This window comes from Bradyrhizobium sp. UFLA05-125 (assembly GCF_059803515.1).
On record NZ_JBANBJ010000002.1, the window covers coordinates 319,643 to 333,711 of the forward strand.

At 63.7% G+C, this 14,069-nt stretch carries 11 protein-coding genes; 3 read left to right on the forward strand and 8 right to left on the reverse strand.

Annotated features, from left to right (window positions below; translation table 11 throughout):
- Positions 1-14: 14 nt before the first annotated feature.
- On the forward strand, positions 15-797 hold the full coding sequence (locus SO156_RS04955) for a DUF169 domain-containing protein (protein ID WP_498534022.1): 783 nt from the start codon (positions 15-17) through the stop codon (positions 795-797).
- Between the two features lie 109 nt (positions 798-906).
- Positions 907-2,088: a saccharopine dehydrogenase family protein gene (locus tag SO156_RS04960; RefSeq protein WP_498534023.1), complete on the forward strand. Its 1,182-nt coding sequence runs from the start codon at positions 907-909 to the stop codon at positions 2,086-2,088.
- A 114-nt stretch (positions 2,089-2,202) separates the two neighbouring features.
- Here the strand turns inward: SO156_RS04960 and SO156_RS04965 are convergent, their stop codons facing one another.
- Complete coding sequence (locus SO156_RS04965) at positions 2,203-3,399, reverse strand: FAD-dependent monooxygenase (RefSeq protein WP_498534024.1); 1,197 nt, start codon at positions 3,397-3,399, stop codon at positions 2,203-2,205.
- A 147-nt stretch (positions 3,400-3,546) separates the two neighbouring features.
- On the opposite strand from SO156_RS04965, the gene SO156_RS04970 reads away from it, so the two are divergent.
- A complete protein-coding gene (locus tag SO156_RS04970; RefSeq protein WP_458146230.1) occupies positions 3,547-4,017 on the forward strand; it encodes a MarR family winged helix-turn-helix transcriptional regulator in 471 nt (156 codons plus the stop codon).
- Positions 4,018-4,042: 25 nt separating this feature from the next.
- On the opposite strand, the gene SO156_RS04975 is transcribed toward SO156_RS04970, so the two are convergent.
- The 7 genes from SO156_RS04975 to SO156_RS05005 all read right to left on the reverse strand — a co-directional run bounded on the left by SO156_RS04975 (position 4,043) and on the right by SO156_RS05005 (position 13,960).
- Positions 4,043-5,296 carry an LVIVD repeat-containing protein gene (locus SO156_RS04975; protein WP_498534025.1) on the reverse strand — a complete coding sequence of 418 codons (1,254 nt, stop codon included), beginning with the start codon at positions 5,294-5,296 and terminating at the stop codon, positions 4,043-4,045.
- A 110-nt stretch (positions 5,297-5,406) separates the two neighbouring features.
- Positions 5,407-6,534, reverse strand: a complete 1,128-nt coding sequence (locus SO156_RS04980; RefSeq protein WP_458146231.1) for a substrate-binding domain-containing protein — start codon at positions 6,532-6,534, stop codon at positions 5,407-5,409.
- A gap of 79 nt (positions 6,535-6,613) precedes the next feature.
- Positions 6,614-7,699 (reverse strand): ABC transporter permease, encoded by a 1,086-nt coding sequence (locus SO156_RS04985; RefSeq protein WP_458146164.1) that lies wholly within the window; start codon positions 7,697-7,699, stop codon positions 6,614-6,616.
- 27 nt (positions 7,700-7,726) lie between these two features.
- Positions 7,727-9,274: a sugar ABC transporter ATP-binding protein gene (locus SO156_RS04990; protein WP_498534026.1), complete on the reverse strand. Its 1,548-nt coding sequence runs from the start codon at positions 9,272-9,274 to the stop codon at positions 7,727-7,729.
- A 465-nt stretch (positions 9,275-9,739) separates the two neighbouring features.
- Positions 9,740-11,005, reverse strand: a complete 1,266-nt coding sequence (locus SO156_RS04995; RefSeq protein WP_498534027.1) for an O-antigen ligase family protein — start codon at positions 11,003-11,005, stop codon at positions 9,740-9,742.
- A gap of 150 nt (positions 11,006-11,155) precedes the next feature.
- Positions 11,156-12,703 (reverse strand): undecaprenyl-phosphate glucose phosphotransferase, encoded by a 1,548-nt coding sequence (locus SO156_RS05000; RefSeq protein WP_498534028.1) that lies wholly within the window; start codon positions 12,701-12,703, stop codon positions 11,156-11,158.
- A 123-nt stretch (positions 12,704-12,826) separates the two neighbouring features.
- Positions 12,827-13,960 (reverse strand): glycosyltransferase family 4 protein, encoded by a 1,134-nt coding sequence (locus tag SO156_RS05005; RefSeq protein WP_498534029.1) that lies wholly within the window; start codon positions 13,958-13,960, stop codon positions 12,827-12,829.
- Positions 13,961-14,069 lie beyond the last annotated feature (109 nt).

Genomic DNA, 14,069 nt, shown 5'->3' on the forward strand with positions numbered 1-14,069 from the left:
CCCGGGAGGACGCCATGCAGCAAGAGCGCGCTGAACCGATCGATCTCGCCGGCATCGTGGCCGACCTCAACACGCTGTTGCGGCTGAAGACGACGGTGATCGGCATGAAGCTGTTCGCGCGTGCCGAGGACATGGAGGCGATCCCGAAGATCCGCCGGCCGAACGCGGTTCACACCACAGATCAGATCGTCAGCATGGCTTCGCGCCTCGGCTGGACCGTCGGCATCACCGCCGACGATCTCGTAGGCAGCCAGTGCCGCGCGGTGATTGGCCTCTCCCCGCAGGATGAAAAATGGCTTGCGGGCGAAAGCTATGTCGGCGTGTGGCATGGCACGGCCGAGGACGCGCGCAAGCGCCAGGAGGCGCTCGACGTGGTGCCGTTTGGTCAGTACAAGGCGCTCGCCGTGAGCCCGCTGGCGAGCGGGCGGCTCGATCCGCCCGACATTTGTCTGGTCTACGCCACGCCGGGGCAGATGATCATCCTGATCAACGGGCTGCAATATACCGGCTACAAGAAGTTCGAATGGGGCGTGGTTGGCGAGACCGCCTGCGCGGATTCCTGGGGGCGGGCGCTGAAGACCGGCGAGCCCAGCCTGTCCTTGCCATGCTATGCCGAACGGCGCTATGGCGGCGTGCCGGACGAGGAGATGCTGATGGCGCTTAGCCCAGCGCATCTCGCCAAGGCGATCACGGGCATGAAGGCGCTGGCGAAAAACGGCCTGCGTTATCCGATCCCGCCTTATGGAATTCAAAGCGACGTCCGTGCCGGCATGGGCGTGAGTTACGGAAAGAAGTAAATCGTCATTGCGAGCGAAGCGAAGCAAATCCGGGATGTCACCGCAGAAACAGTTTGGATTGCTTCGTCGTTTCGCTCCTCGCAATGACGAAGCAAATTGAGGATGCAACATGAGTTCTTCGTCGAAATTCGACATCGTCGTCTATGGCGCGACCGGTTTCACCGGCCAGCTGGTCGCCGAATATCTGGCCGCGCATTACAAGGACGACGAGGCGCTGAAATGGGCGATGGCTGGCCGCAGCCTCGACAAGCTGAAATCCGTGCGCGATGCGATCGGCGCGCCTGACGACACGCCGCTGATCGTCGCGGATGCGGCTGATCCGGCGTCGCTGAAGGCGATGGTCGCGCAGACGAAGTCGGTGATCACGACCGTCGGTCCGTACCAGTTCTACGGTGAAGATCTGCTCGCCGCCTGCGTGGCAGCGGGCACGGATTATTTCGATCTCTGCGGCGAGCCGGTCTGGATGCGGCAGATGATCGACAAGTACGGGGCGGCGGCCAAGACGAGCGGCGCGCGCATCGTGTTCTCGTGCGGCTATGATTCCGTCCCGTTCGAACTCGGTACGTTCTTCGTGCAGGAAGAGGCCAGGCGTGTGCTCGGTGCGCCGGCTGCGCGCGTGAAGGGGCGTGTGCGCGACATGCGCGGCACGCTGTCAGGCGGCACCGCGGCAAGTGCGAAGGCAACCTTCGATGCGGTCGCCAAGGACCTCAGCCTTGTCGCCATTCTCAACGATCACTTCGCGCTGACGCCCGGCTTCACCGGACCGAAGCAACCGAAGGGCAACAGGGCGGCCTATGAGGAGGATCTGCAATCATGGGCGGCGCCGTTCATGATGGCGCTGATCAACACGCGCAACGTCCATCGCTCCAACATGCTGATGGGCTTTCCGTACGGGCAGGACTTCGTCTACGACGAGATGGTCCTGACCGGCGCCGGAGAGAAGGGCGAGGCCAATGCGAAGCGTGTGATGGCCGCGAACGCCGAGAAGACCGGTCCGAATGCGCCGAAGCCGGGCGAGGGCCCGTCGAAGGAGGAGCGCGAGAACGGTCTCTTCAACCTGCTTTATGTTGCGATCGCGCCCGATGGCCGCCAGGTCCGCGCTGGCGTCACCGGCGACCGCGATCCCGGCTACGGCTCGACCTCGAAGATGATCTCCGAATGCGCGATCTGCCTGCTGCGCGACACGCCCGACGTTCCCGGCGGCGTCTGGACGCCTGGCGCAGCGATGCAGCACAAGCTGATCAAGCGGCTCGAGGCCCACGCGGGGCTGACGTTCAGGGTAGAAGGCTAGCCGCGGATAGTAGGGTGGGCAAAGGCGCGAAGCGCCGTGCCCACCATCTCTCCGCGATTTTCGAACGGAAGTGGTGGGCACGCTTCGCTTTGCCCACCCTACGGCAGCGTGCGCTTACGCCGCTCTCGCATCATACGCGTACATGAAATCCATCCCCCTGGAGCCGAGTGGCAGCAGCCATTTCAGCATCTGATCGCGGATGAAGGCGCCGGTGGCTGAGAATTCGCGCTTGCTGTTGCCGTTGCGGCGGGCGATGGCGACGATCTTCTCCGCGCGGGGGCGGCGCTCGGCTTCAAAATTCTGGAAGGTGGCGCCGAGCTCCTTGCCTTCCGCCATCAGCCGGCCCAGGCGAAGCGCGTCTTCCAGCGCGAGCGAGGCGCCCTGGCCGGCATGCGGGCTCGTCGCGTGTGCGGCATCGCCGATCAGCAGCGAGCGCTTGCGCGACCAGTTCGGAAGGGTCGCGACATCGAGCGTATCGGTGACCACGATATTTTCGGCCGCCTCGATGATCGCGGGGATCGGATCGTGCCAGCCGCGATGGAAGTCGCGCAGATGCTGCTTGAGGGTCGCCTGATCCAGCGCTCGGAACGTCGCCGCGTCCATGCCGTGCGCGGGCTGCGTGCTCCACCACATCACGCCGTCATTTGGATCCGGGCTACAGAAGCCGTAGCCGAAGAAGCCGCTCTGGCCGAACGTGGTCTCGACGCGCTGGCCGATCGGATAGTTGGCCAGCACGGCGCGCGGCACGAAGCCGCCAAAACCGATCAGTCCGGTGTTGAACGGCTGCGGCCCGTCCGGCACGACCTGGCGGCGCGCCACCGAATGCACGCCGTCGGCGCCGATCAGGAAATCGCCTTCCGCTGTGGTGCCGTCGGCAAAATAGGCGATGATCGGCTGGTCGCCGCGGTCCTCGATCTTGATCAGGCGCTTCTCGAAATAGAGCGAGACGCAGGAGCACCAGGCCTTGTCGATCAGGATCTCGTTCAGCGTGGCGCGACAGATGTTCACCGCAGGCTGGCCGAAGCGCCGCTCCATGTCGCGGTTGATCGAGCCGAGCTTCTGGCCGCTTTGCGAATAGAAGTCGAAGGAATCTGCGATCGAGCCGCGGCTGGTCACTTCGCGGGCGAGCCCGATCTCGTCCATCACCTGCATGCCGTTCGGCGCGATCTGAAGGCCGCCGCCGATCCCCCTGGAATAGGGCCAGGCCTCGAAGATCTGCGCCTCGATGCCGGCACGGCGAAGCAGGATTCCGGCGACGGGCCCGGCGATGCCGGCGCCGATGATGAGGGCCTTGCGGGGACGTGACGACATGGCTTGCTCCTGGGACTGCTGCGGTGCTAGTAAAAATCACGGCCACTAATTATCTTAGTGGCTAAGATATATATTCGCTAAGATATGAGGACGGCCTTGTCAAGAGGGAAAGCGCGCGCAGGCTTGGTGCAGGAACTCGAGGAGGCGATGCGCCGCTCCTCGGCGCAAGGCGTGCTGTACGGCCAGGCCGTTGCGAATGTTGCCGGAATTTCCGGCTCCGACCTCGAATGCATGGATTTTCTGCAACTGGAGGGACGGGCGACCGCAGGACGGCTCGCCGAGGTCACGGGGTTGACGACGGGGGCCATCACCGGCGTCGTCGACCGGCTCGAGAAGGCGGGCTATGTGCGCCGCGAGCGGGACGAGGACGACCGTCGCAAGGTGTTCATCACCATCGTGCCGGAGCATCTCGCCGAGATCGGCAAGCTCTACGTGCCGATGCAGCAGGCGATGCACAAGGTCTGGAGCCGCTATTCCGACGAGGAGCTGAAGCTGTTGCTGCGCTTTGCGACCGACGCCTACAAGGGCGTGCTCGAGGCGACCGAGGCGCTGAACGGCGTGCTCGCCACGCCGCCGGAGAAGCGCGCCAATCTCAAGACGCCGAAGTCGCCTCGCTGACCGGGCGGGCTGCTATCGTCCAAAGCTAGCCCTTGTATTCCACGATATAAAGGCCGGCACTGAAATCGGTGACGTAACAGAGCGCGTTCTTGTCGACGAAGACGTCGGCCGAGTGCAGCACGACGGGACGGTTCGGCCGGGGGTCCATCCACTTCGCGGGCGGCGGCGGAACGAATGCGCCGATCTCTTTCGGGCGAAACTGATCCTTGATGTCGTACACGCGCAGGCCCGCATTCTGATAGGTCGCGAAAATGACCTCCTCGCTGTAGAATGCATCGGGCCGGTTTTCGTGCACGTTGTGCGGGCCGAAATGGCCGCCGACTTTGAGATAGTCCTTGTTCGACGGTGCCGGGAATGTCGAGATGCTGATCGGATTGGACTTCACCTGATTGTCGAAGATCCAGATCGGCTTGAAGCCGTCTTCCTGATTGTCGAGCACCGTCTCGTCGACGACGACGAGCAGGTTGCGGTTGGGTAGGGGAAGCGCGTTGTGCGTTCCGCCGCCGAACGGTGGGGCCCATACCTTGTGGGTGATGAGTTTCGGATTGGACTTGTCCTTGACGTCGACGACGGCGAGGCAGGCGTCGCGCCAGCTGCAATAGGCGACATCATCACGGACGATCGGATGGTGCAGGCCGAAGCGGCCGTTTTGGGTCGGCCAGTTCGGCACTTCGCCGGAAGCCTTGTTCATCCCCGGAAGCCAGTATTTCCCCACGAGCTGCGGTTTCGTCGGATCGGCCAGATCGATCACGATCATGATGTAATCGGTGAAGCCATCCAGCAACGCGGAGGCATAGGCCCAGCGACCGCCAGTCCAGTAGATGCGGTGCAGGCCGGTGCCGTCGACCGGCATGAAACCGATCTGCTTGGGATCGCTCGGCGTGGAGAGATCGTAGACGGCCATGCCGGCCGACCAGTCGCGCTCGTCCTGCTTATCGTCGGCGTGATGGTCGACGGAGCCCTTGTAGTAGTTCTTTTCGTCGGCAAGCTCGGCTTGCGCGAACATGTCCTTGTTGTGGATCACGAGGAGCTTGTCCTCGGCGGCCTGGAGATGCAGCGTCCAGGTGTTGTGCGGAGCGGCGACGTATTTGACGGTCTTCGGGCTCTTGGGATCGCGCACATCGATGACGGAAAAGCCCTTGGAGAAGATGTGGCCGACATAGGCAAAGCCCTTGTGGACCATGATCTGCACGCCGTCGCAGCGTCCGCCCTGGTCGCTGTAGCCGACAAGCTTCAGGTTGGCGGTGGCGTAGTCGGGTTTGGGAAGATCGTTGCTCATCGGCTGCCTCTGCAAATTCCAATACGGGAAGAAAGTCGTCCGAAGGGTTCGGGAGGAAGGCGGCCGCAGCGAAGAGCGCGACCGCCTCTATGGTTGCTTGCCTTGTGCTGCTACTTCACGCCCCAGATCTTCTTGTACTCGTCGCGATAGCCGTTGCCGGGATCGAACTTGTTGTCCTTGCCGCCGTCTTTCTCGACATTGTCAGCGGTGAAGAGATGGACGTGGGGAACGAACCCGCTCGGCTTCTCGCCAGCGAAGGCGCGGTTGATCTCATCGATCATGATCCAGCCCTGCAGGTTCAGCGGCTCAGCCACGGTTGCGTTCTGATATTGTTTTTCGCGGATGCGCTTGAACGCAGGAACTGAACCGTCCCCCGCTGATATCTGCTGCGGGAATCCTTCGGCCGGATCCACGCCCGCCGCTCGCAGCGCTGGCGCCGAGAAGTCGTAATAAAGGTCGTTGACTGCGATCGAGTAGGTCCACTGCTTGCCGTACTTGGAAAGCAGCGACGTTGTGAGCTGGCCCATCCGGTTGGAGAGATCGGCAATCGGCGTGTCGACGACTTCGAGCACCTTGCAGCCCTTGCAGCCTTCCACGGCAGCCCGCTCCGCGTTGGTCTTGGCGGTCGCGATGGCATAGATCGAGTCCGTGAACAGGATGACGCCGGCGTGGCCATCTGACTTCACGACAGCCTGGAGCCCTGCGGATTTCGCGACCTCGGTCGGATCAGTCGTCACATTGGTGAAGACGGCGGGAACGCCTTCGACTGGTCCCGGCGTCGGCCCGGCATGCCAGCCGATGATCTTGATACCGGCGGCGGCAGCCTGCTCGAGCAGCGGCTGCTGCTCCTTGCTGTCGATGCCGACGTTGAGGATGCCGTTGGGCCTCATTGCGATCGCCTGCGTCAGCGCGGTTGCGTGTCCGGGCACGGTGCCCTGGCCGTCGAGCTGGCGCACGTCCCAGCCCAACGCTTTGGCAGCCTCCGCCGCGCCGTCGCCTGCACCTTGCGCACCGCCATTGCGCTGATCGGTTGAGACGATGACGATCAGCTTCTTGCCCTGTGCTTTCGCACCCGTGGTCGGCCCGTCCCATTTGGTCACGGGAGCTGCCACGTCTTGAAGAAAGGTCTTTGCCTTTTCGATATAGGCGGCGTCGTCATCGGCGCGCGCCCAGGCCGTGCCGAGCAGCAGGACGCTCGCCGACGCCAAAAACCCTTTCAGTACGACTTTGCTCGCTATCATTGCTTCTCTCCCCGGAATGAACTGGCAGCCAGAGGCGGCCGCCAGGCCGGCTTTGCCGGCGGTTTACGCAGCGGCGTCAGGTGGCCCTGGCCGTCTCTGCGGATTTTGATTGGGTCGGCATTGCCTTTGGATCGCGTGGTGGTGGCTTGGCGACCGCACGACGGCGCTGCGCGAACGCCGCGAGCGCGATCGCGACGACCAGCGTCGTGCCATTGAACAGGGGCTCAATGAAGAAGGCGCCGCCGAACAACTGGATGCCGGAAATGCCGACGGCGAGAATCAGGATGCCGAACACACTTCCCCAAACATTGACGCGGCCGGGCTTGATCGTCGTCGATCCCAGGAAGGCGCCGACGAGGGCAGGGAGAAGGAAGTCGAGGCCCACATTCGCCTGGCCGATGCGCAGCTTTGCCCCGAGCACGCAACCTGCGAGCCCGGTGATGACGCCGGAGGCCATGAACACGCCGATCACATAGGCCCGCACCGGAATGCCGTTGAGCGCGGCTGCCTTCTCGTTGGCGCCAATCGCGTAGATGAAACGGCCGATCGGCAGGCGCTCGCTGACGATCCACAAGACCAGCGCGAGCCCAATCACGTAGAAGGCGGGGATCGGTATGCCGAACACTGACGCCCAGTTAATCGCCACGAAATCGGGCGGTAGGTTGCCGATGATCTGGCGGCCTTCGGTGTGCCACAGCGCAAGCGCATAGAGGATCGTGCCAGTGCCCAGCGTCGCGACGAAGGCGTCGACCTGGGCGACTTCGACCAGCACGCCATTGACGAGACCGACGAAGCCTGCGCAAGCCACGACCAGCAGGATCGCGATCGGCCACGAGATGCCGTATTTCACCTGGAAGCTGATCGCCAGGATGTGCCACATCACGATGCCGAAGCCGACCGTGAGATCGATGCGGCCGGCCATCATCGGCAGGGTCGCAGCGAGCGCCAGCAGCGCAACGATGGACTTGTCGGCAAGGATCGAGCGTGCGTTGAGCCAGGTCGGGAAAGTATCCGGCAGGGCGATCGAGAAGAAGATGATCAGGAGCAACGTCAGCAAGGGCAAGCCGTACACCGGGAGCAATCGCAAGATCGCCTGCCCGTTGGTCAGCGCTGCGAGTTCGGGGCGCGTAGGCTCCAGGGCGTTCGACTTGATGGATTGCATCTTAGGCCTCGGTCAGTGAGCCGCCCCTTACGCTGCGACGGAGCTGCCCGCGACGCTGGCGGAAGCGGCGGACAACAGATTGCTGATGGACAGATCGTCGGAATGAAGCTCGCGAACGACGTGGCCGCGGCTGAACACCAGTGCGCGATGGCAGACCTTTGCGATCTCCTCGAAGTCGGTCGAGACGATCAGGATGGCAGCGCCTTCGGAGAGCGCCACATCGAACAGCTTGTAGATCTCCGCCTTCGAGCCGACGTCCACGCCAGCGGTCGGATCCTCGAAGACATAGACTTTGGACTTCAGATTGAGCCAGCGCCCGATCGCGACCTTCTGCTGATTTCCGCCGGACAATAGCTCGATCGCCAGGTTTGGATCGTTGGGCCGAAGATCAACAGTCACGCCGAGCCGCCTCGCTGTCGCACGCTCCTTCGCCGGTGCAAGCCAGGTCGAAGCCGTGTGTCCTGCTGCGAGGGGATTGAGGAAGAAGTTCTCCCGCACCGACAGGCCGGGGACGATGGATTCTCCGACGCGGTCCGCACAGACGAGGCTGATCCCGAGGTCCATCGCACTCCGCGGAGAAGTAATCTCGACAGGCACGCCGTCGACCAGGATTTGTCCGCCGGTAACCGCTTCCATGCCGAACAGCGCGCGGCCGAAGGCCTCCTGGCCTGCGCCACGCAAGCCGACGAGACCAACGATTTCGCCGGCGTGGATACGGCAGTCGATCGGCCCAACGGACGTCATCGATGCATGGTCGAGTTCGAGGCGAGCCGCGCCTTCGCGCTCGGCGGGCCGTCGGAAAACCTGAGAGGGCTCGCGTCCCACGATGAGCAGGATGGTTTCGTCCGGCGATGTCTGCGTGACCATGCGCTCGCCGGCCATCCGGCCGTCGCGCAATACGACCATCCGGTCGGCCACCTCGAACACCTCGTCGAGGCGGTGCGAGACATAGATCATGCCTACACCGTGATCGCGCAGGCGACGGAGTGCCGTGAACAGGCGCAATACCTCGTCCGCAGGAAGACTTGCGGTCGGCTCATCAAGCACCAGGATTTCCGCGTCAGTCGCAAGCGCACGGGCGATCGCGACCAGCGATTTCTCCGTTCGTGTCAGGCTCTGGATACGGAGGTCCGGATCGATGTCGGCGCCGAGTCTTGCAAGGGCAAGCTCGGCCCGCTTGCGCGCCTTGGTCCAGTCGATGACGCCAAAACGGCGGGGATAGCCGAGGGTCAGGCAGATGTTTTCGGCCACCGTCATCCAGTCGATCAGTCCGAGATCCTGATGGATGAACGATAGGGGCAGGCGCCTGACCGAGGACGTCATATCCTGGCCTGCATAGGAGATTGTTCCGCTGTCGGCGGAGTACACGCCCGCCAGAATTTTGATCAGGGTCGATTTGCCAGCGCCGTTCTCGCCAAGAAGAGCGACGACCTCGCCGCGGCCCACGGCCATGCTCACCTCGTTGAGGGCCTGGGTACCGCCGAAGCGCTTGCACAGACGATCGATCCGAAGCACCTTGGACTGAGTGCCCTCGGGCGGCTCGTCATCACTGCACCGAGAGCCATCGCCTGTCACTGCGGCGTTCCTCCCATCGCGCAGAAGATTTCCTCGCGAACGATTTGGTTCGTCTTTTTCATCATTGTGCAACCGCGCTTCTTTGCGTCGCGACATGCATTCGAGCACCATTTCGTTCGAGCAGACGGCTCTCGCGAAAGGTCAATCGATTAGAATTGTCGGGTCTCAGCTTGTCAATCGAGATGTCTGCGCCCGAGCATCACGGATTGGACATATTCGAGATGCTTGGGCGCAGCGCAGCACGGCGAGAGCGTGCGTCAGGAGTGCAAGCCGCTTCCTAATCCTCGCTGTCATGCCCCGCGAAAGCGGAGCATCCAGTACGCCGCGGCTTCTCCGTATTCGTCGCCGTCTCTGGAATACTAGATCGCCCGGTCGAGCCGGGCGGTGACAACGAGAGTGGTGCCACGCTATCACGGCGGCGTCTCGCAGAGCCCTGTGGCGTGCGCCAAGTTTCCTGAACGTGTGCTAGGGCTCCAGCGAAGCCTCGCCGACGCCGGATTGCCACGCCTTGTAAGCCTGCGCGGCCGCGATCATGCCCCACATCGTCCCCAACATCATCCAGAAATGCCGCCAGTGGTCGGTGTCGATGATGAAACTTTCGCCGACGGTGCCGACGAAGGCCGAGAAGATCGCAAGATAGGCGCGCTGCCAGGGCACGCGTACGAAGACGTGGCGAAAGCCTGTGATCACGGTGGTGAAAACCAGCGCAGGATAGCAGATGCCGGAAAGCCAGCCGCCGGACATGAAGGCGTTGAGATAGGAGTTGTGGGTATCTTCCGGGAAGTAGCGGTGGAATTGCAGGGGGCCGATCCCGAACGGCAGGTCGAGCGCCATCTCCGCGCCGAGGATGTGGCGGCCAAAGCGGCCGAAGCGGCCTTCGTCGTAGCTCTGGTCGAAGCTCGCGCGCTGCTTGAACATCTCGGCGATGGAATCGAATGAGAGCAGGATCGCGATCAGCGCCAGCCCCAGCGCGGCCGCGACCAGCGCCATGACGATGATGCGCGAGCGCTGCGCATTGCTCCGGCTGGTCAGCACCATCAGCGCCAGCATGAAGCCGGAGGTCAAGATCAGGCCGCCCCACGCGGCGCGCGAGAAGGCGAGCAGGATCGCGAGTGCCATGATGGCGAAGGCGATCGCGTTGCGGAACGCCTTGGCCAGCTTGTCCGAGACCACGCTCTGCAATGAAAACAGCGCCGGCAGGATCAGGAACGCGCCGAGCACGTTCGGGTCCTTGAACGTGCCGCGCGCGCGCTCGTAGAGCGTCAGGAGGTCGTGGCCGCCGGGAACGAGATTGAAGTAGCCGGCGATTGCCGAGGTTGAGGCGACCATCGCGCCGACCACGAGGCCGCGGCGCAGCATGTCGAGCCGCGCCGCCGTATCCACCGATGTGACCATGGCGAAGAACACCACCGTCACCGCCATGTACCAGGAGGTCGCGATCCAGCTTGCCACCTCGGACTGGCCGAGCAGCGGAATGGCGCTGATGGTGTAGCCGACATTGAGCAGGATCAGCAGCAGCACGAGCGGCATGAAGACGAGGCGAAGCCGCAGGCCGGTGGCGAAGAAGGTGACAGTCGCAAGCAGCGTCACGATCTCGTAGGGGCTGGGCTCGATGAAGACGATCGCACCGGAGGCACCGACCAGCCATACCATCGCCCGCTGCAGGGCAAGAACGCCGGGCGCAGCAGGTCGCGCTACGTTCATTCCCCCGGCCGTCGCCGCATACGCCATCACACGCTCACACGCTCACGCAACTGGTACACACAACCACGGTGTCATCGTCCGGCTTGACCGCGCGATCCAGTACTCCGCGGCGGCGAAGTTAAACCTCGGCGCCGCGGAGTACTGGATGCCCCGGTCAAGCCGGGGCATGACTACGTTTCAATACGCGTTCTCGTTCTTGGTCAGCAGCGAGATCGGCGTCTTCAGGAGAATGTAGAGGTCGAATAGCACCGACCAGTTCTCGATATAGTAGAGATCGAACTCGACGCGCTTCTGGATCTTCTCCTCGTTGTCGATCTCGCCGCGCCAGCCGTTGATCTGGGCCCAGCCGGTGATCCCCGGCTTGACGCGGTGACGGGCAAAATAGCCGTCGACGGCCTCGTCGAACAGCCGGCTCTGGAGCTTGCCTTGGACGGCGTGCGGGCGCGGGCCGACGAGGGAGAGATTGCCGGAGAAGACCACGTTGAAGAGTTGCGGCAGCTCGTCGAGGCTGGTCTTGCGGATGAAGCGGCCGACGCGGGTGACGCGCGGATCGTTTTTAGTGACGACCTTCGAGGCTGTCGGGTCGGCCTGATGGTGATACATCGAACGGAATTTGTAGACGTCGATGCGCTCGTTGTTGAAGCCGAAGCGCTTTTGTCGGAACAGCACGGGGCCGGGGCTGTCGAGCTTCACCGCCAGCGCCACCAGCGCCATCACGGGAAGGGCCGCGAACAGCGCGAGGCCGCCGACGATGCGGTCGAACAGCCATTTCATCACCAGATCCCAGTCGGTGATCGGCGCCTCGAACACGTCGAGGGTGGGCACCTCGCCGATATAGGAATAGGAGCGCGGACGGAAACGCAGCTTGTTGGTGTGTGCGGAGAGGCGGATGTCGACCGGCAGCACCCAGAGCTTCTTCAGCATCTCGAGGATGCGCGTCTCCGCCGAGATAGGCAGCGCGAACAGCACGAGATCGACGCGGGTGCGGCGGGCGAACTCGACGATATCGTCGACCTTGCCGAGCTTCGGTGCGCCCGCGCAGGTGTCGAGCGCGCGGCTGTCGTTGCGGTCGTCGAACACGCCGAGCACGTGGATGTCGGAGTCCTCCTGCGCCTTGAGCGCCTCGATCAGCTCTTCGCCATTGCGGTCGGAGCCGACGATGATGGTGCGGCGGTCGAGCCGGCCCTCGCGCGCCCAGCTGCGCACCAGCGTTCGGAGCGCCAGGCGCCCGGCGACGAGCGCGGCGAGGCCAAGGAAGAAGAAGGCGGCGAGCCATAATCGCGAGACTTCGCTGCCGACCCTGGCGAAGAAGGAAATGCCGATGGACAACAGGAACACGAACGACCATGACGAAATCATCCGCGTCATCTGTCGGAGCTGACCGCGGAAGAGCTGCACCTGATACATGTCGGCGGCCTGGAAGCAGATCACGGTTGCCGCTGCGACGGCGCAAATCGCGGCGAGATATTCCCAGCGGATGCCGGTCAGCGGCGCGACATAGCCGAAGTAGAGTACCGTGCCGACGAGGCTGAGCAGGACAAAATCGGCGACGCGCACGAAGCCGGCGATCACGATCGGCGAATAGGCGCGGGCGACCTTCTGGTTGACGACGGCGAGTGCTGCCGGCGAAAGCCGGCGACGGCGTTCGACAAAGGGCTTGTCAGCCGGTGCGGCCGCGGCACTGGTCGCGGCGTCGAGCATCGAGCGTGCGTTGAGCGGTTCCACGGTCGTTCACGTCCATTCCTGAAACCCGCCGGACGCGCATATGGGCGCGCGAAGCGCGGGAGTCCCCCTTGCTCTCGCTTATCGGACAAATCGGAAGAAACTCTAAAGCCGCCTTAAGGATGGCTAATGATGGGTAAACGCGTCCCGGTAGCCGGCAAGCACGCCATCCACCATCGCCTGCTGGGAAAAGTGCGCCGAGATCCGCTCGCGCAACCTCGCTGCGCGCTGGGCAGTCGCTTGCGGATCGTCCAGCGCAGCCCCAATGGCCTCCGCCATGGCCTCGGGATTGCTCGGGGCGAAGAGGGCGGAACTCCCGGCGTCGAAGATCTCGGGGATGCCGCCGACGCTCGCGGCGATCATGGGGATGCCGGCCGCACCGGCTTCGATCACGACATAGGGCATGGAATCGCCGCGCGAGGGAACGACCAGCAACCGGCCTTTGGAGAAGCCGTAGCGCGCCTTGACGTGGCCGATGAAGCGGATCGAATTGGTTAGGCCGAGCCCCTCGACCTGCGCCTTCAGCGCCGCCATCTCCTCGCCGTCGCCGCCCAGCGTCAGCGTGACTCTCCGACCGTCGGCGTGCAGGCGGGCCACCGCGTCGACGAGGAGATCGGCGCCCTTGATGCGCCGGAACTCGCCGACATAGGCAAGGTCGGTCGCATCGTCCGCGGTGACGACCGGCTCGAATTCCTCCGGCGTCACGCCATTGAAGACGCAGCGCACCACGCCTTTGGGCTTGCCGACGATGCGCTGATAGGTGTCGCGGGCAAAGGCGCTTTCGAACAGGAACAGGTCGGTGCTGTTCGTCAGCGTCCGTTCAAGTCGCGCATAAAACTCGCCCTTGAAGGTGTGCAAAGGATAATGCAGCGAGCCGCCGTGCGGGGTGTAGATGCGGATGGTGTCGTTCGAGCGCCGCCTGAGCCGCACGAAGGCGCCGGCCTTGGCGCCATGGCCATGTATCACATCCGGCTCGAGCTTGGCGATCAGGCGCCTCATGCGCAGCCACACGAGAAAGTCGTCGGGCGATGGTTCGCGGCGGATCGCCAGCCGATGGACGCCGAGCTTCAGGCGCGGCGCGATCTCGGCCAGCGCGTTCGCTGCGCGCTCGCCGCCGGTGAGATCGTCGGAGAGAATCCCGACATGATGTCCACGATCGACCTGGCCGTTGGCGAGGTCGAGGATGTGACGGAAGATGCCACCGACCGGGGCACGCACGGCGTGCAGGATGCGAAGCGGCTGGTCGAGAGAGGGGGGCATGATCTGAACCAGCGCTCGCAGGCGACGTCGGAGCAATCCACTGAATATCGATGCCGATTAAGGGGTCTCATGGTTAACAAACGGTGTTCGCGCGTCGCGCCATGCGCGC